Below are 18,386 nucleotides of genomic sequence, written 5' to 3'. Positions count from 1 at the left end.
GGAGGCTACACCATGGCATTATCAAGAGAACAACTGGCGCAACGTGTAGCAAAAGAACTCCAAGACGGCTTTTACGTCAACCTAGGCATAGGCATTCCAACATTAGTCGCCAACTACATTCCTGCAGAAATCGAGGTGATGCTGCAATCTGAAAATGGTCTGCTCGGTATGGGCGAGTTTCCAACAGAAGAGACCATCGATGCCGACTTAATCAACGCCGGCAAACAGACAGTAACAGCGGTCGATGGCGCATCATTCTTCTCATCAAGCGAAAGCTTTGCCATGATCCGTGGCGGCCATGTAGATTTAACCGTACTCGGCGCCTTTGAAGTCGACGAGCAAGGCTCTATCGCCTCTTGGATGATCCCAGGCAAACTGATTAAAGGCATGGGCGGCGCGATGGACTTAGTGGCTGGCGCTGACAATATTATCGTCACCATGATGCACGCAGATAAGAAAGGTAACTCTAAGCTGTTACCTAAGTGTGAACTGCCGCTAACGGGCTTTGGCTGTATCAAACGAGTGTTGACTGACTTGGCCTTTATGGAGATAAAAGACGGTGCATTCCACCTGCTTGAGCGCGCTCCAGGAGTATCGGTTGAAGAGATAGTCTCTAAAACCGCAGGTAAATTAGTAGTGCCTGAGAACGTCCCTGAAATGAGCTTCTGACTTTTGACTAGGTGACTAGGTGACTAGGTGACTTAGTGACTTGGTATTTGAGTGAAGCTGATTGCTACGGTGTTTTACAGGAGCTCAGCAATAAAAAACGCAGCTTATTAGCTGCGTTTTTTGTTTAGGGCAGAGTTGAATATCGGCACATAAACACCACTAAGCCGTGGGGTTTTAACTTGTATCTGGACATAAACGCGCTAGAGCATTTGTTCTTGCGAGAGTGACTCAGATGAGAAAAAGTATCTCAACTTCTCTAATTCACTCCGCTCCCTTTATCAGGAGCGATTAGACCTGATTACCCGTCCTTTCTTTTGCTTTATCTTACCCTGATATTAAACCTCATCAATTTTTGATGCGTAAATATAAATTGTAACAAGAAAGCCCAATCCAAAAAACATTCTCGCCATAGTAGTGTACTCGGGATAAAAAAAACAAAAAAAGAAGAATATTAGAGAGAAGCTGACAGCCCAGAGCACGTACCATACATACCTTGAACGTGAACCGTATACTCGAACATCAATAGGCATCCAAAATGAAAGGCCGAATACACCAAAACACACCATCAATCCTACTATCAGCCCAACCTCATAAAGTGCGAAGTATGCAAGTATTGGCAAGACTGCTGGCACTAATTTGGCGACTATATTCAAATTGGCTTTTCTATCTATCATCTATCACTACTCCTGCCTCAATTAATACTTGATAACTACTTACACCAACTGCAATAGTCGGGTGATCCTTTGCCAAAAATGGGTTTGACCCAGTGAGTACCATAGAAGCAAAATTCTCCTGGTTCGGCGTTATTGAAGCATTTAAAGATGCGGAACCTACCAGATAAATACCACAGATAAATACAGCAGACAGATAAATACAGCCAACCACAAAATAAATACAGCCACCCACAATAAATCAACAATATAGCGCTACAAACCAAAGCTTTTAACTCTCGTGGCTTCAATAGCCTCGACTCATCAGTCAAGGGCTTAGGCTAAGGGTTGAAGCCGCTAATTTCAGCTATTTGAGATGAAAATGAGGATTTTCAGGCAAGGCTTGTGAACTCAAGTTGCTCAAGAGGAAAAAGCAATTAACTATGGATGGCTCGATTTACTGTTAATGGCTAAATTTAAGTGACGAAAGAACTGAAGTCAACTGTGGTTTTTCCTTATTTACTTCTTAGGCATTTTACAAAACACTTGGCTTAGATGGAGCTAGTGCTATATTTTTATTTGAAAAGTCCAATTCCACAATAAACTGATTAAAAAAATCACCGCCCAGTAAGCCATCTTTTGTGAATCGTGGATCTATTGGGTAGAGCAATATGTTGGATGCGAAACTATAGCCCGCAATTTTAACCGTAGAAGCAAATAATTCACATTTTACATCTAGCCCTAAATTGAAATTACATGCAGTTAATGGTTCTTTAATATTAATTTTATTAGCCGAGAATATTGAGCTTGTTGCACCGGTGTCAAGAACCATCTGGTAGTTTGCAATAGAGCTACTCATTTGGATAGTAATACCCTCTTCATTTAGCACATAAGGTATAAACTTATTATTAATTCTAGATAAAACGGCTCCCGTTTTATTATTTATTATGAGTTTTTTATTAGCGTAATTTATAATAATTGTTTTATCGGCGAAAAAACCCTGACCTATGACTATTTGTTGGTTGTTTTCCATATCTTCAGGCTTATCACCAATAGAGGTTGCCCAAGGATTAAGCTCATAACCAGATATATTTTCGAATGTCATACACTCAATTGCTAACATTGGAATAATAAACTCTTTATCAGAAAATATTTCACCTGAAATATTAGTGCTCTTAGAAATTTCACCTGTGTATTTTACGCCTGGCATGCTGCTAATATCTGAAATGGGTAAATGTATACCTGCTATAGAACCGAGATCAAGTAATGCAAAATTACTCTTACCATTGATTATTAGCTCAATAGTCGGTAAACCGTACTGATCAAAGACAATAGGAACTTCTATTTCTTTACACTCATTTTCGTGAGAAAGCACGTTTGTTGAAAAAAGTAACCCCGAAAAAAATAAGAGACAAAACTTAAAAAATGTCATTTCAATTCCCATAGTGTGATAAACGGTGATGAATGCCTAACGCCCTAATAATGGTGAAAATATTTTTGGCTAAACTGTGCAGCTAAGCGAAACCGAGCCAAGCTTTAGCAACCTCCCCTAATTGGCTTGTAGCGTACTAGACTTAGCCATTAGTAATCAATAACATAGCTAGTTTTCAAGCAGATATCAATACTCAGTATCTTTCAAATCATCAGATGAAATATTTTCAATATGGCAGCTGGGAATATTGCGAAAAACAGATCACAACAATAAATACAATAAATACAATAAATCAATAATATAGCGCTACAAATCAAAGCTTTCAACTCTCGCAGCTTCAATAGGCTCGACTCATCAGTCAAGGGCTTAGGCTAAGGGTGAAAGCCGTGAATTTCAGTTATTTGACAAGAAAATGGTGTTTTTCAAGGTAGTTGTCACTTTTTGTATCTGAGCATTGGAGTTAACAATAGAAACTCTATGTTTGTATGCACAAATTCTCCGTCTCCCATTCCCCATCAAGCATGGAATATCCATGGAAACACACTAAATAGGCATCTCATTTAGTCATAATCGCCCATATCGCTTTTACTGACTCAGTTTTCCGTTATGATGCCCTATCAGTTGTATACCCATCCTACTTGAAGATGCTCGTTTCAGAGGCGTTGTGCGAGTTCAATTCTAGGCGCATTAACGTAGAAATGGTTATTCCCTTTTAAGTAAGTGCAACAACGAAGTGGGCTTGCACAACGCCTTCTGCGATGGGTTTTAATGGGCTTTACTCTGTGTTATTGATTTTACTAAGGGAACGACCATTAGTGGCAATCAATGTCTCGCCTACATGGATGTAGGTGCTTAGGTTCAGCCTGGAGCAATGAACCTGTGATTAAAGCCCATTAAATTCCCACTGAATCCTGCATCTTCAGGTAAGATGGGGATATACGCGTATTGAAGAGGTATTAAAAACCATGGATATCAATGGAACCTGTATCTCCTCAACAATGGATGATCTCGGCCCTATTTATGTTTATCAAACAAGAACTAGCCGCATCCTCAGCTTTGATGGGAAAATCTATCAAAGCTCGATGAAACTCAAAGACGTTAATGGATTAACACTTGGCTACACTCAGGCCATGATGGCGGGTTTATTGTTTATCCCCACCGTCAAATCAGCCACCATTATGGGGCTGGGCGCAGGGTCAATGGCAAAGAATCTGCTCAGCAGTTTTTCCGAGATAAACGTACACGCGGTTGAATACCGTGCCGCGGTGGCGCAGACGGCGCAAGAATATTTTTACCTGCCCGACACAGATCGTCTTTTCATTCATATAGATGATGCAGTGAACTATATGAAAAACACCGAGATAAAAAGCGATATCATCTTTTCAGATCTGTACAACTCAGATGGGATAGAGGCTAAACAAGTACAATCATCCTACTTATCTGATTGTAAAAAAGCCCTCAGTAAACACGGCGTTCTGGTACTCAACATCTGTCATTCATCAGTTAAGTTACGCGAAGAGTTAGATGCATTACTGGCGCTTGAATTTGAAAGCCGATTACTGCGCTTAGAAGTTGCAGGTGGCAACACCATAGTGCTTGCCTTCAAAAATGACATTCCAGCGATGACAAGAGATGAACTACTGGTTAAAGGCCAATGCTTACAAGAGCAGATGCATATTCCGCTGCAACGTTATGCCGAATTACTCTCGGATCTACAAGATATCAATTAGCCATTGATGACAGCTATGTGCAGCGGACTCCAACATAACTTATTCCGACATAACAAACTCCAACATCAGCTCATTCAAGTTGATGTTGGAGTTAGAGTTAGAGTTAGAGTTTAAAGAAAATCATTAAGCTGATTAGCGTCATAGCTTCAAATACGACTTTTAGTTGGACTAATACCCATCCTACTTGAATATGCTCGTTTCAGAGGCGTTGTACGAGTTCAATTCTAGGCGCATTAACGTAGAAATGGTTATTCCCTTTTAAGTAAGTGCAACAACGAAATGGGCTTGTACAAAGCCTTCTGCGATGGGTTTTAATGGGCTTTACTCGGTGTTATCGATTTTACTAAGGGAACGACCATTAGTGGTAATCAATGCCTTGATTAAAGCCCATTAAACTCCCACTGAATCATGCATCTTCAGGTAGGATAGGTATAGACCTTAGCCTTAACCAAACAATGCCCCCAGCAATCACGAAGAAAAATGGCAATAGGAATAATATCACCATAATTTGGCGTTTTTGTTTACTGGTTAAGTCTAACCGTTCCACTTTGACTTTGTTTGAGCTAACAAAAGTCCGATAGTCTAATTCCGCTAGCCAATTAACAACGTTAAGTCCCATCTGGGCATTGCTGTATTGATTGATATAAATGTTTGTTAGAAAATCAGCATCAGTAAAAACAATGATCCGTGTGTCTGATGGCTTAATGACCTCTTTATTCTGCCCATTGTGTTTTTCAGGGTGCTGTTCAAGAACAACATAAGAGATAGGCACCGGGCCCGGCGTGTCGACACCGGGATCAAATTGAATATCTAATTCTCGATTGGTTTCCGCCCAACTTTGCTGTGTCGATGTGGTTAACGTGATAGCAGCAACTTTAATGGTTGGCCGACGCTGTTCTAACAACCGGATAGAGCGCGGTCTAACGTAAAAGGTGTAATCTAAACCTTGTGTTATGGCTTTATGCTTTTGATAATTTTTGGTCGCTGGACTGCCGACATCATCACCAATATGGTTGGCTAAATCGACAACAATATCTGATTGAACGTTAAGCCCCCATTGGTTGAGAATACTATTTAACGACGGGTTTAGCCGTTGTTGCTCTGCTGTCAGTGGCTTATCAGCTGTAGTGACCAGTGCTTGCTCAATCAAAAACAACGCATCTCCGCCAGCCTTCAGATAATCAACGATTAAGCTCTCTTCCTGAGGTGTCAGCTCTGTACGGGGACCCGCAATAATAAGCACATCACAATCTGCAGGTATCGACTGTGTTATTCCTAACATCAGCGCTTTACTGTGGATATTGTTATCGGCTAATAATTGCTTAAATGTGGATAAGCCAAGGTTATCTTCATTTGAAATTGAGTATTCACCATGGCCACTGAGAAAGTAAACCTGCCTTGGTGAACGACTCGCGCGGGCGATGGTATTGGTCAGTTTTTCTTCTGCTAGCAGTTCATCAGTAAAATCAACGTCTTTGCGCACATCACCGGACTGTACGATAACTTTCCTTTCCTTGCCGCTGACTACATTGCCAAATTTTGCTGCAAACGAAATATTCTCAATAGGATCGATTATTTGCGTACTAATCAGCCCAGCTGATAACCGTTCATATTCGTTAAACAGATCCTGCAAATATTTTGGCGGCATCCCTACATAAAATGCGGTTAATTCGACCTTGGTTGTTAACGAGCTAATAAAGTCGACAGTGTTTTTAGATAAGGTGTGCTGTTTGGCTGCCGTCACATCCCAGCGAATTGGGATGCTATTTGCGCCATAATGGCTTATGCCAAGAAAGACGATACTGCCAGTGACCATAGCAAAAACGATGGCAACTTTCTTCCAACGACTGCGATTAGAAGCTTGTGCTACTTGCATTGAGTTAGCGTCAGTATTTCTTAGACTCCTGCTTAAAAGCAGCAAGCCAACCAATAAAGTTGTGCCACTGAACGTTAAGAAACTGGCGAGACTCAAGCTTAATAAAGCAAATTGGCCTTCAATATAAAATAGCGATAAACCTAAGGTAAAGATAAGCAGCGCTAACCCAACTAACAATGGCAGTAATTTATTAAGCATCGTTCTGATTCTATTTTTAAGCGTCATTTATTGCCACACCCTATGGTCAATGCTAATGCGAGTGAGTACTAAACAAAGAAAAATTCCCGCTAAGTAATAGATAATATCGCTAGCGGTGATCATGCCGATGGCAAAATTTTCGAGGTGGGTACGCGTACTAAATTGCAGTAAAAATTGTTCAGCAAAACCGCTGAAGTATTTTGTTAAGGAGGTTGAAAAATAAAGCGTAAACAGTATTAGGTAAGATGACATTGCGGCAATAATTTGATTACGTGTCCATGACGATGTCAGTAAGCCGATGGCAATGAAGAGTGCGCCTTCTAACCAGATCCCAACATAACCAGACAAAATACTGTACCCGTCCGGTTCACCAAAATACTCAACAATAAAATAGTAAACGCCTGTTAGGGCAATTAATAGCGAATAGAAAACAAGCATACTTAAATACTTACCCAACACTATCATGGTCGGTGTTAAGGGTGCTGTCAGTAAAAACTCCATCGTGCCGTTGGACTTTTCTTCTGCAAATAGTTTCATTGTTAATAATGGAATGATGAAAATAAACATAAACTCCATCACTTGAAAAATATCGCGTAACGACACCTCTCTATTTTGATCGATGATCATATAAAAAAACATATTAAACAATGACAACGAAGCGATTAACACCAGATAGGCGATAGGGCTGGTAAAATAGCTATGCAGCTCTTTTTTAGTTATTGCGAAGATTTTATTCATCAGTTATTACTTACATTCTGGGCTTGAGTTTGCGATGGGGATTGAGCTTGATGATGCTCAATAAAAATTTGTTCTAGGGTTAACGCCTGAGGCTGGCAGATTGTTAGTTCAGATATACTTTGATTACCTTTACCCTTCCCTCTTTCAAGCAATGTATCCAATGGCTCGTCTATCACTAGCTGCCCTGATTTAATCATCAAAATACGTTGGGCTATTTTTTCCATTTCAGTCAAGGTATGCGTGCTCAACAATACCGTTCTTTGTTCTCTCTGGTTGCTTATAAGTGCTAGTACTTGCTGAATTTGCATAGGATCGAGGCCACTTGTGGGCTCATCGAGAATAAGCAGTTTAGGCTCATGAATAATCGCCTGAGCAATCCCCACCCTCTGTTTATATCCTTTAGATAATGTTGCAATCGTTTTCTGTTTTACCTGTTCTAAATCGCATTCCTCTAGCACTTTAGCAATTTTGACCGCTTGTTTTTTGGACGATATATCTTTTATTTCAGCGGCAAATTTTAAATATTGCAACACTGTCATGCTGCTGTACAGAGGCGGTGTTTCTGGGAGGTAACCAATTTTTTGTCTGATGGTTAGCGAATGTTTTGCAATATCATCGCCATCAATAAAAACCTTACCCGCTGATGGGGCAAGAAAAGAGGTAATAATGCGCATCAAAGTGGTCTTGCCTGCGCCATTCTTGCCTAAGAAACCGACAATGTCTCCTTGATTAATCTCAAAGCTCACATCATCTAGTGCCTGAAAGGAACCAAAGTTTTTACTGATATGTTCGACTGCTAAAATACTCACTGAATAGCCTTTTAATCGTTATTTTTAAACGCTAGGTTTATATTACATTTTATTGGTTTATCGTCTTATCACATACCCAGACAGGTACCAGCTGACCTTAAAAACATTTCTATAATATGATGAGAATAAACAAAACGATAGAGATCCAATACAGTGAAACAGTGAGGTAATTCACTGTGTTCACCGACAAAGGAAAGGCAACGAGGCAGTGTAGCACGAACAAAATCGTTTAGTGCCAGATAAACAATACCTTGCTGTTACTCATAAGCTCCATTGCAGCCACGGGGGGGATCGAGTGAAACCGCAGAGATTCAAAACATGATTTTGACTCCTATCAAGCTATTTTCATGACTCCGGTAAGCTTAAAACTATTTTGCCAACGTGTTTCTTTTCCAAGAAAACCTCTTGCGCGATGTTTATCGCTTCTAGTGGAAAAGTTTGTGCCACGATTGGCTTGATTTTAGATTGCTCGATGCAGTTGACTAAGTTTTGAAAAACCTCTGGCTCAAGTACTGTGCAGCCAAAAAAGCTTAAATCTTTTAAATATAGGCTACGAATATCCAACTCAACCAAGGCGCCACCAATAGCCCCTGAGACCGCATATCTGCCACCAAGTCTTAACAGTTGTAAAAACTGAGGCCACTGTTTTCCTGCAACCAGATCGATAACAACATCAATACTGTTTTCAGCTAGAGCGTCGACTAAATCAGCATCTCGCGATACCACTTGATCAGCCCCAAGCTCCAGCAATTGTTGATTTTTGCTGGGGCTGGTAATGGCGATAACATACGCTCCCCGAGCTTTGGCAAGCTGAACCGCTGCCGAACCAACACCGCCAGAGGCGCCAGAGATCAACACTCTATCTTGTGACGTAACATTCGCTCGGGTCAGCATATTCTCAGCTGTTGAATAAGAACAGGGGAAAGAAGCCAGTTCGATGTCAGAAAATTCGCTGTTCACTGCGTAAGCATGCTTAGCATCTACTACCGTGTATTGTGCAAAACCACCGTCACATTCAGAGCCAAAATACCAAGGGGACTTAAGCGGCTGGCCGTTGACTTGGTTGATACAGGGTTCAATGATAACGCGCTGTCCGATACGTTCTATAGCAACATCATCACCGACGGAAACGATAGTGCCACAGACATCAGCTCCTTGAATTAGCGGAAAGACCAAAGCATTACCAGACCAGCTCGCATCAGAGCTACTACCATCACCTTTTGAGTACCATGCAGCTCTGGTATTAATATCAGTATTGTTAACTCCAGCGGCAGAGACGCTGATCAGCACTTGATTTGAAGTTGGTATCGGGACTGCTATATCATCACGATACTGGAGCATTTCAGGGCCACCGTGACCGGTAAGCAAGATGCCCTTCATGGTTTTTGGGATCCTAGTCATCATTTATCTTCCTCTAACAGTTGTAATAGTGCCTTTTGAGCTGATGTTATTACTTGCTTACCAAGCACAGGCCATGCGCTTGATACCCCTTCATGCAATAAAAAAAGCACAGTAGCAAGATCTTCTCTCTGGCTTTGTAGACCTAAAAACAGTTGAACTTCCTTTTTGTGGTTTCTAACAGCTTTACTAATAAGTGGATTGTCCGGAAAGGCTGCCATCGCGTTCATAGACAAACAACCGTGTGGCGCATATTCACTCACCCATTGCTCAAGTTTATTAAAAATATGCAAAACGGACTCTGCACCCCGAGACGGTGATTGGTTAAGCAAGAAAGCGAGGTACCTTTGATGACGATACTCCAGAGCACCGACTATCATAGCTTCCTTAGATGGGTAGTGTTTATATAGCGTTCGCAGGCTAACGTTACATGCAGCCTTTAGCTGAGCAACGCTCGGCTCGGCAAAACCATATTGACTGAATGCCGCTTCAAGACTGGCGGCAATTTGTTGTTTAAGCATAAATACCCTGCTAGTAGAATGTTCCTTCTACCTACAGGGTAGAGCAAACCCTCTACCCCAGTCAAATCATTGTGTTCTAGTATTGACTTGTACTGCAGGGAATAGATAGAAACGCGAGAGAATAAAGGCTTGAATTCGAGACATTCTAACTGGAGGGTATCTAAACGGAGGGTCGGGTTACACTATTGAATAGTGCAGAAAGCGTATAATACAACAGTGCCTTGATAACACTTTAATGGCTTATCATCAGACTTAATTATCTGCGGGTTTTGGGGGTAAATACCCACGCCCCTCTTTATGTAAATCACTCTTTCCCAAGCTGGTGTCATTTAGCGCACTGCCATAATTATCTCGGCAATGAATACATGGGCTCATCTTGTTCACGAAGCGGCCTTTTCGAGTGTACTTTCTTATATAGGCATGTGAAATATCTACATTACCACGATGTAATCCGCTAGCATCATCCAGCTTATGCCTCAAATCACTCACGGCGGCATCTTCAGCGCACATGTTGTCACTGGCACGGCCCCAACCGATAACATCCTGATTGGTATCGCTGTTTACATATCTAGCCGCGACCCAGGGACCACTGTGATCCCCCGTCGGCGTACCATCTGGGAAATTGGAGGGCTTATTCGCCAACTGATACGAGACCAGTTCAAGCGGATCTATTGGGGCTCTATCGCAGAGGGTGTCACGACTTAACGGGCGACCCGTCGTCACAAAATAATGATGGTTGTGGCTGATTTTTAGATCGCAATAATGGTGTGACCCTGCAATTTTATTGATGTGTGTTATCTCTGCTATTGCGCCACTGCAGGCTAAGATTTGGTCGGCCACATTAAGATTTTCAGCCTTAACCCACTCCTTCGCAACCAGGTAAAAACGGTGTTCTTCTACCACAAACATCGACGTTTTTAATTCAGCAATAGTATATTCAATCTCGATCATATCTTGTGCAACACTTCCAAATATTCGTTCAATAGGGTTAACATTGTGCGGATCCATAAAATAAATGGCCCTATTATACCTGAGCCACTTTAAAATGTAGGGTTCTGTCGGGGTTTACTGCGCTATTAGGTAAGGTCAATATTGGTTGTGCCCGTAGCAAAATATATAACGCAGAATATATAACGCAGAATATATAACGCACAATAGAGTGCTCTTTAACTCCAGGAATAGCCCATCAACAAAGGCTTTAGCCAAGGCCTCTTAAACGAGCATTTCTAGGCCGTTGAGTATGTAAGTATCATTAGTCCGCTAGAGCCCATAGTTTCCTCTTATAAAACCTTGCTTTTGTCACTACTAATAGCTTAACTAACATACATCAGTGACTTATAAGGAAGTGATTGTGCTTAAAAATATCACCCTTTTGCTAGCCATATTATTTTTATTTTCTTGTACTAGCCTTCCCGAAAATACCAGCAGTAAAAGTTACGCGATGAGCAAATCTCAAGAAAGCCAGTTAACGATGGAACTTGATGAGAAACGCAAGCTGCTCGGCTTAGAAAGTGATGATGCGTTAATGATGCTGCTTGAAGATGGTGTTGATGCTTTTGTAGCTCGTGTTTCGCTGATTAATTCGGCGCAAAAGAGCGTAGACCTGCAATATTATCAATATCACTCTGACTTAAGTGGAAGACTATTAACGGCAGCCTTGTGGCAAGCTGCAGAGCGAGGCGTACGCATTCGTTTACTTGTAGATGATATGGATTTAGCAGGCAAAGATATTGATATTGCTAAACTAAATTCACACCAAAATTTCGAAGTACGCATTTTCAATCCGTTTTTACGCGATAAAAGGCGCACGCGGCAGTTAATCACAGGCTTTGGTTCAGTAACACGTCGAATGCACAACAAAACGTTCACGGTAGACAGCAGCATATCCATTTTGGGCGGGCGTAATGTCGGAGACCTATATTTCGGTGCACACTCAGATGTCGCTTTTGGAGATTTAGATATTGCTTTTACAGGCAGCGTTGTACAAGAGGTCCAAACATCTTTTGACCTATATTGGAATAGTGAAATAACCTACAAAATCAATTTACTAAGTGATTATGAGCCATCAAAAAGTGACGAGCATGAAGTCAGTAAAAATTTAAAATCCTTCTTAGAGAAAAACAAAAACTCTCAATATGTACAGGCACTACGTGAAAACGATTTATTAAGTTTAGTCAAAAAAAATAAAGTAAACGAATACACGGGCAAGGCTGTAGTCTTATATGACGATCCATTGAAAATAGTCTCTTCCCGGGAAAAAACAGAATACCACCTAGCGCCAAAATTACGCCCTTACGTGGATAATGCGAAAGACGAATTCATCATAGTTTCTCCTTACTTTGTGCCAGGAGACGAAGGCGTGGCACTGTTAGGCAGTCTGGTAGAAAAAGGGGTCACGGTTAGAATTTTAACCAACTCGATGAAATCTAATGATGTCACCATAGTGCACTCTGGATATTCAAAGTATCGAAAAGAATTATTAGCGCTTGGGGTGGAATTATATGAAGTCGACAGTGCCCGTATAGATGTATTGAAGAAGTATACTGATAAAGCCGCCTCCTCAAGCGCATCAAAGATCACTTTACATGCCAAGTACTTTGTAATTGACCGTAAATTTACTTTTATTGGCTCAATGAATCTTGACCCTCGTTCTCGCAATGAAAATACAGAAATTGGTGTGATTGCAGAATCAGCAAAACTCGCTGTTTTTATTGTTGAGGATTTTGACAGTATCGTTAAAGATGGGGCATTTAAATTATCACTTAAAGAGGGTGATATTATCTGGACGCAAAAAAATGGCGATAAAATAACAACCTATGACAATGACCCTTACAGCAGCTGCTGGGACCGCTTTAAAAATGGTTTCTTGCAATTGTTGCCTGTAGAGTCACAACTTTAACTTATTAGCATTTTAAGTACATGAATATACTCGCAAGTTTACCCCACTCTACATTGAATAAATGGGTGATTTTAAGGGGTGATTGCTGAATAGCCCCCTTCTCGAATACGATAGCAATAGGTAATTTCATTTTGGTGTTAAATCACGTAAACTACGCGCTGTTTTTTAAGTCTCTTTTTAGGTAAATCATGATCCGTTTAAACCAAGTAAAACTGCCTCTCGACCATAATGAAGATGCGCTGCAAGATGTTGTATTGCAAAAGCTCTCTATCTCAGCGGAGCAGTTGGTTAACATACATGTGTTTAAGCGTGGCTACGATGCCCGCAAAAAGAATTCAATCTCGCTCATTTATACATTAGATGTCACATTAACCGATGTAGACGAAGTGGCATTGTTGGCGTCTGTTGCAGGCGATCACAATATCCGCGTGTCGCCAGATACTGATTATAAGTATGTAGCCAGTGCACCAGAAGGGTTAACGGAACGCCCACTGGTGATTGGTATGGGGCCGTGTGGCTTATTTGTCGGGCTGATGTTGGCGCAGATGGGCTTTAACCCTATTATTTTAGAGCGCGGTAAGTCTGTCCACGAGCGCGCTAAAGATACCTTCCGTTTTTGGCGTACCAGTGAGCTAAATACCGAATCAAACGTGCAGTTTGGTGAAGGTGGAGCCGGCACATTCTCTGATGGCAAATTATACAGCCAAGTCAAAGACCCGGGTTTTAAAGGCTTAAAAGTAAAAAGAGAATTTGTTGCTGCCGGCGCACCTGCTGAAATTATTTATGTCAGCAAGCCTCACATAGGAACCTTTAAATTGGTCACTATGGTTGAGAAGATGCGCAGGGAGATCATCCGTTTAGGCGGTGAAGTTCGTTTTGAAACTCGCGTAGATGAGATCAATATCAGCGACCGTCAAGTCACGGGTGTCACGCTTAACAATGGCGAAGTACTGCACTCTAAACATGTGATTGCTGCGATTGGTCACAGTGCCCGCGATACGTTCCAAATGTTGCATGACAAAGGCGTGTATATGCAGGCGCAGTCATTTTCGATTGGTTTTCGTATTGAGCACAAACAAGCGATGATCGATAAAGACCGCTTTGGCACTAATGCGGGTCACCCTATGTTAGGCGCTGCAGATTACAAGCTAGTGCATCATTGTAAAAGTGGTCGCAGTGTATACAGTTTTTGTATGTGTCCTGGTGGTGTCGTTGTGGCGGCAACGTCAGAGGAACATGCGGTAGTGACCAATGGCATGAGCCAATATTCGCGTAGTGAACGCAACGCCAACAGCGCGATTGTGGTGGGGATTAACCCAAGTGACTTTGATAATGACCCATTGCAAGGTATTGCGCTACAGCGTCAATTAGAGCGCAACGCCTATGTTATGGGCGGCAGTAATTACGATGCTCCAGCGCAAATGGTGGGTGACTTTTTAGCGGCCGGTGCAGGCAAGCCGTTTGAAAACGTTGAGCCATCTTATAAGCCCAATGTGAAAATGACCGACTTAAGCGATGCACTACCCGCGTACGCCATTGATGCCATTCGTGAAGCTATACCTGCGTTCGGCAAGAAAATTCGTGGTTTCGACAGTAAAGACGCCATGTTAACCGGCGTTGAAACCCGTACCTCGTCACCGGTGCAAATTAAGCGTGGTGCAGACTACCAGAGCATTAATACCAAAGGATTGTATCCCGCTGGTGAAGGCGCTGGTTATGCTGGCGGCATTTTATCGGCGGGTATCGACGGCATCAGCATTGCTGAAGCCGTGGCATTAGACATGCTAAAAGAGATGAGCAACAGTTAATCGAATCTCCAATCAAGAGAGCACCCATAGGGTGCTCAGTGTTGTTGACTCGAAGCTGAAAAATAAAGAATTAGCCATCAATTCATTCCCATTCAAATCTCATTGCTCGCCTATTAGCTGTCGTTTATTTATTCGTAAAAAGTCGTCTCACTGCTTGCATTACAAAAAGCAGTAAAACCAAAGTACCGGCAACCAGACTCAACATGCCTAGTGGCATAAACATACTCTCATGAAGAACACCTTTATCATCAACATACTGATAAAAGCCATTCTCTGCGATTATACAAGCCGCCCCTAATCCCAGTAACACCAAGCTAATAATCCATGTTCTATTGGCTGAAAACTTCATATAACGTTCTACATCCTGTCGTTAACGGCCCGATAAGCCGCAGGGGTAAAGTACACCCCACTGATATTTACCTGTTATCTGAAAACGGTCAAATGAAAGATAATTTACTGTGTTAACGCAGGAATTAAGGTCGCCCTTGCTTGGCCAATAAAAAGGGACAGGATTGAGATAACCAGCAAACAGGTCATCAACCTGCGTAATTGTGGTAATAATAGCCATTGCAGCAGCGGCTAAGCTGATGATTTCCCTCCGAACAACTCTGCAGAGTGTGGCTAAATGCGATCAAAGTTCGCTATATCGCGGTAATTTCCGCCTCTAGAGCACTATTTAACCACCCATCTAGCAACATGAATATTAATTTAGTGTTACCTAGTTAACAAAATTTAATGTTCCCTAAATAGCCATCGGCTAATTTATGCTCACTTAAATAATCAATTCATTATATTTATCAGTCAATTGAATAAGTAAAGATAATTATAATTATCAGAATCTATATTCTAGTGAACTTTAGTTATCTATAAATTAGTCGACCCATATTAGAAAATACTCAGCGAAACGTTTTTGAATCTATTTGCGTAGATGCCAGTACTCATAAGCAGGCAGTGCCCAAACAGATGCAACATTCAATTGGTAATATAGTGGGATTGATGAAATGTCTAAAAAAATAACAAAGTATAATTTACTGGCGTCTATCGTCGCCGCAGTCATTTTAGTGGGTTGTAATGATGGTAAAGATGGCGCACCAGGAGAGGATGGACCACCAAGTAGCGGTGATACCGTATCTAGCGCAGCAAGCTTAACAGTGACCATGTCAGCACCGACATTTGCAGCAGATAAACTTAGCTTCACTTTCACAGCAGAAGATCAAAACGGCAGAGCATTGGTTGGTATTACTGATGTGCGCACTACCCTCGCTAAACTCATCCCAGATGAAGACGGCTACACAGCGGACTGGAGCAGTTATCTGCGCAAGGCCACCGATATTGATAGCGCTCAATATCCAGATGTGAATAATGTCAGCTTACCGACTGCTGACAAGGGTGAATTGATAGACAATATGGATGGTAGCTATCAATACACGTTCGCAGCCAATGTATTGAGCACAACCGATCCCATATCTGGTGAAGCTATTGCGTGGCAAGAAGCGTTAACCCATCGAATTGGTTTAGAAGTTCGCAAGTCTGACAACTATCCAGTGGCTAATAGCACATTTGACTGGGTACCAGCAGGTGGAGACGTCAGTGAGTCTCGTCAAATTGTGGCCATTGAAAGCTGTAATAGCTGTCACACAGAGCTCGCATTCCACGGTGGCAATCGAGTTGATACCGACAACTGCGTCACTTGCCACAACCCTGACGCAAACGATCCTATCAGCGGTGAAAGCTTAGATTTAAAAGTCATGGCGCATAAAATACACCAAGGTATTGATCTTCCTACGCTAGCTGAAGCAGGCAACAAGTACAGCCTGTTTACCCGCAATGGCGACAAAGAAACCATTTTTGCTGAAAACGATGGTCTCTGGGTACTGAATAACAAAGGCACTATTGACGGTATTAACTACCCACAAGACATTCGTAACTGTACTGGTTGCCACGCAGATGATGCCGATCTAGTGACTAACCCTGACCTTCAAGGGGTGATCACCTCTGAAGGCGGCAACTGGAAGAGTATGCCAACCGTTGCAACCTGTTCTTCTTGCCACGATAACATTGCATTTAACGAAGTAATGTTAACGGCTAAGCCAAACAGTGAAAAACACATCATGTTCCCAGCTGAAAATGACACTTGTTTATCTTGTCATGGCGAAGGTGCGGGCATGTCTGTTGAGAATGTTCATACGTTAGCAGCGCTAGGTAAAAAAGCTGCGGGTAGTGATTATGGGGTGAAGTTTGAAGTCACCCATCTAACGGCAAGTAGTGCAACAGCTTACGATGTGCATGTTCGCGTCACTAAAGACGGCAACGGTATATCGCTAACGGATCAGTTCCTGCAGTACAAAAACAGCGTTCGTCTGCTACTAAACTGGGACAACGGCGCAGGTTTTGAAACTCACGTCGCGAAGAACACCCCTAACTCTTTTGAGTTAGATAAGAATCCACTTTGCCAAGCAGGCGCTACAACTGGCGACATTATTTGCCAGTGGGATACTGCATTGGATGTGAATATTAACAACGGTGAAGCCCTCACTAGCGGTGATATTCTAACGACCTTTATCTCTTCAGGTGTGTGTGTCGATAGTCGTAATGCATTGGTCAACTGTGCAGACAACGTTGCTCAGGAGAAAATCTCAACGCCTACTACCGTGATCAATAATTTCTTTGATGCGGCCACACTGACTTACAACCCTGATTTTGAAGTCAAGTTTGGCGCTAACTTTAGTAAGTGTGATTCGTGCCATGAGCAAGTTATTCAGCATGACAGCCGTCGTTCAGACGACCCGTCACAATGTAAAGCTTGTCATAACGCCAATCGTTTTACCCGTTCACCTGCTGATTCACCACGTTCAGGTGGCTCTAGTGATTTGAAGTTTGAAATACACAAGATCCACTCAAACTTCCGTTTTGTTGATGCAGAGAATGACTTTGACATGGTTGGCCGCAACGAGTTTTACTCAGCGCCTATCAGCGATTGTGCTCAGTGCCATGACGAAAATCAGATTGATTTGCCTCTGACACAAAACAATAGAGCTTCAATCACACGAGCGCCAACAACCTCACTCAGTGACGGTAACAACCTAGTGCGCGACGGTGCGGTATACACCAGCCCTATCGCCCTTGTATGTACCTCTTGTCACCTAAGTGTGGGTCCTGGACTTATCGGCTCAGACGGTAAAGTGGTACTCGATGCTGATGGCAACATCTTGCTAACGCGTGATTTGAGCAGCAATGGCCCAGGTTATGACAATGGCGAGTTCCCACAAGTCCCCGTCACCATTACTGCGGCAGAGCAAAGCATGCTAAACCACATGATCTTAAATGGCGGCGCGGTATTTGGCGCAACCTCAGCAGACGATGCCAATGGCTCTGAGTCTTGCTCGACTTGTCACTCTATCGGCGGCGCATCAGGTGTTGATAAAGTGCATGCTCAAATGTAATAGCTCAATAACGGTATTAGGTTCTAGGTTCTAGGTTCTAGGTTCTAAAAGCTTAATCCCAAGAAAGTCAGTATAAAAGTCACCACAGTATGTTCCCTGCAAAGAACTGACTGGTACAAAAAAGGCGAGCACTATCACTAGTGCTCGCCTTTTCGTATCTCTTGCCCACACCCTCGCTATTTAATAAAAAGCTTACGGTTTGAAATAAGTTGTTA

The 18,386-nt window shown here is 42.2% G+C and carries 14 protein-coding genes; 5 read left to right on the top strand and 9 right to left on the bottom strand.

From position 1 onward, the window contains the following. Positions 1 to 12 precede the first annotated feature (12 nt). Entirely contained in the window at positions 13 to 669 is a 657-nt protein-coding gene (locus L2755_RS15755) for a 3-oxoacid CoA-transferase subunit B (protein ID WP_248981636.1), read from the top strand. A 335-nt stretch (positions 670 to 1,004) separates the two neighbouring features. Here the strand turns inward: L2755_RS15755 and L2755_RS15750 are convergent, their stop codons facing one another. Then, positions 1,005 to 1,343 carry a hypothetical protein gene (locus L2755_RS15750; RefSeq protein ID WP_248981635.1) on the bottom strand — a complete coding sequence of 113 codons (339 nt, stop codon included), beginning with the start codon at positions 1,341 to 1,343 and terminating at the stop codon, positions 1,005 to 1,007. 511 nt (positions 1,344 to 1,854) lie between these two features. Further along, positions 1,855 to 2,751: a hypothetical protein gene (locus tag L2755_RS15745; protein WP_248981634.1), complete on the bottom strand. Its 897-nt coding sequence runs from the start codon at positions 2,749 to 2,751 to the stop codon at positions 1,855 to 1,857. A gap of 965 nt (positions 2,752 to 3,716) precedes the next feature. On the opposite strand from L2755_RS15745, the gene L2755_RS15740 reads away from it, so the two are divergent. Further along, positions 3,717 to 4,481 carry a spermine/spermidine synthase domain-containing protein gene (locus L2755_RS15740; RefSeq protein ID WP_248981633.1) on the top strand — a complete coding sequence of 255 codons (765 nt, stop codon included), beginning with the start codon at positions 3,717 to 3,719 and terminating at the stop codon, positions 4,479 to 4,481. A 406-nt stretch (positions 4,482 to 4,887) separates the two neighbouring features. On the opposite strand, the gene L2755_RS15735 is transcribed toward L2755_RS15740, so the two are convergent. The 6 genes from L2755_RS15735 to L2755_RS15710 all read right to left on the bottom strand — a co-directional run bounded on the left by L2755_RS15735 (position 4,888) and on the right by L2755_RS15710 (position 11,029). Next, positions 4,888 to 6,555: a GldG family protein gene (locus L2755_RS15735; RefSeq protein ID WP_248981632.1), complete on the bottom strand. Its 1,668-nt coding sequence runs from the start codon at positions 6,553 to 6,555 to the stop codon at positions 4,888 to 4,890. Positions 6,556 to 6,582: 27 nt separating this feature from the next. Beyond that, positions 6,583 to 7,293, bottom strand: a complete 711-nt coding sequence (locus tag L2755_RS15730) for an ABC transporter permease (protein WP_248981631.1) — start codon at positions 7,291 to 7,293, stop codon at positions 6,583 to 6,585. Continuing rightward, positions 7,293 to 8,102 carry an ABC transporter ATP-binding protein gene (locus L2755_RS15725; protein ID WP_248981630.1) on the bottom strand — a complete coding sequence of 270 codons (810 nt, stop codon included), beginning with the start codon at positions 8,100 to 8,102 and terminating at the stop codon, positions 7,293 to 7,295. Before L2755_RS15725 ends, L2755_RS15730 begins: the two co-directional genes overlap by 1 nt. Before the next feature lie 345 nt (positions 8,103 to 8,447). Continuing rightward, positions 8,448 to 9,503 (bottom strand): alcohol dehydrogenase family protein, encoded by a 1,056-nt coding sequence (locus tag L2755_RS15720; RefSeq protein WP_248981646.1) that lies wholly within the window; start codon positions 9,501 to 9,503, stop codon positions 8,448 to 8,450. Then, positions 9,503 to 10,021: a TetR/AcrR family transcriptional regulator gene (locus L2755_RS15715; RefSeq protein WP_248981629.1), complete on the bottom strand. Its 519-nt coding sequence runs from the start codon at positions 10,019 to 10,021 to the stop codon at positions 9,503 to 9,505. The genes L2755_RS15720 and L2755_RS15715 overlap by 1 nt, the downstream gene beginning before the upstream one ends. A 252-nt stretch (positions 10,022 to 10,273) precedes the next feature. Beyond that, positions 10,274 to 11,029: a hypothetical protein gene (locus L2755_RS15710; RefSeq protein WP_248981628.1), complete on the bottom strand. Its 756-nt coding sequence runs from the start codon at positions 11,027 to 11,029 to the stop codon at positions 10,274 to 10,276. Positions 11,030 to 11,372: 343 nt separating this feature from the next. Between L2755_RS15710 and L2755_RS15705 the strand changes: the two genes are divergently transcribed. Beyond that, positions 11,373 to 12,920, top strand: coding sequence for a phospholipase D family protein (locus tag L2755_RS15705; RefSeq protein ID WP_248981627.1), 1,548 nt, complete (start codon positions 11,373 to 11,375; stop codon positions 12,918 to 12,920). A 188-nt stretch (positions 12,921 to 13,108) separates the two neighbouring features. Then, entirely contained in the window at positions 13,109 to 14,728 is a 1,620-nt protein-coding gene (locus tag L2755_RS15700) for an NAD(P)/FAD-dependent oxidoreductase (protein ID WP_248981626.1), read from the top strand. A gap of 124 nt (positions 14,729 to 14,852) precedes the next feature. Here L2755_RS15700 and L2755_RS15695 read toward each other — a convergent pair whose 3' ends face one another. After that, complete coding sequence (locus L2755_RS15695) at positions 14,853 to 15,077, bottom strand: DUF3955 domain-containing protein (protein WP_248981625.1); 225 nt, start codon at positions 15,075 to 15,077, stop codon at positions 14,853 to 14,855. A gap of 652 nt (positions 15,078 to 15,729) precedes the next feature. On the opposite strand from L2755_RS15695, the gene L2755_RS15690 reads away from it, so the two are divergent. Then, on the top strand, positions 15,730 to 18,171 hold the full coding sequence (locus L2755_RS15690) for an OmcA/MtrC family decaheme c-type cytochrome (RefSeq protein WP_248981624.1): 2,442 nt from the start codon (positions 15,730 to 15,732) through the stop codon (positions 18,169 to 18,171). The last annotated feature ends 215 nt before the right edge of the window (positions 18,172 to 18,386 follow it).

It is taken from the genome of Shewanella abyssi (assembly GCF_023284025.1).
Classification (GTDB): domain Bacteria; phylum Pseudomonadota; class Gammaproteobacteria; order Enterobacterales; family Shewanellaceae; genus Shewanella; species Shewanella abyssi.
Note: the sequence above shows the minus strand (reverse complement) of the source record. Positions and strands in the feature narration are given on the sequence as shown.

Bases quoted from the DNA above. Each gene is read 5' to 3' on its own strand.
- L2755_RS15755 (WP_248981636.1), top strand. From the start codon at position 13: ATGGCATTATCAAGAGAACAACTGGCGCAACGTGTAGCAAAAGAACTC.
- L2755_RS15750 (WP_248981635.1), bottom strand. From the start codon at position 1,343: ATGATAGATAGAAAAGCCAATTTGAATATAGTCGCCAAATTAGTGCCA.
- L2755_RS15745 (WP_248981634.1), bottom strand. From the start codon at position 2,751: ATGACATTTTTTAAGTTTTGTCTCTTATTTTTTTCGGGGTTACTTTTT.
- L2755_RS15740 (WP_248981633.1), top strand. From the start codon at position 3,717: ATGGATATCAATGGAACCTGTATCTCCTCAACAATGGATGATCTCGGC.
- L2755_RS15735 (WP_248981632.1), bottom strand. From the start codon at position 6,555: ATGCTTAATAAATTACTGCCATTGTTAGTTGGGTTAGCGCTGCTTATC.
- L2755_RS15730 (WP_248981631.1), bottom strand. From the start codon at position 7,293: ATGAATAAAATCTTCGCAATAACTAAAAAAGAGCTGCATAGCTATTTT.
- L2755_RS15720 (WP_248981646.1), bottom strand. From the start codon at position 9,503: ATGACTAGGATCCCAAAAACCATGAAGGGCATCTTGCTTACCGGTCAC.
- L2755_RS15715 (WP_248981629.1), bottom strand. From the start codon at position 10,021: ATGCTTAAACAACAAATTGCCGCCAGTCTTGAAGCGGCATTCAGTCAA.
- L2755_RS15710 (WP_248981628.1), bottom strand. From the start codon at position 11,029: ATGGATCCGCACAATGTTAACCCTATTGAACGAATATTTGGAAGTGTT.
- L2755_RS15700 (WP_248981626.1), top strand. From the start codon at position 13,109: ATGATCCGTTTAAACCAAGTAAAACTGCCTCTCGACCATAATGAAGAT.
- L2755_RS15695 (WP_248981625.1), bottom strand. From the start codon at position 15,077: ATGAAGTTTTCAGCCAATAGAACATGGATTATTAGCTTGGTGTTACTG.
- L2755_RS15690 (WP_248981624.1), top strand. From the start codon at position 15,730: ATGTCTAAAAAAATAACAAAGTATAATTTACTGGCGTCTATCGTCGCC.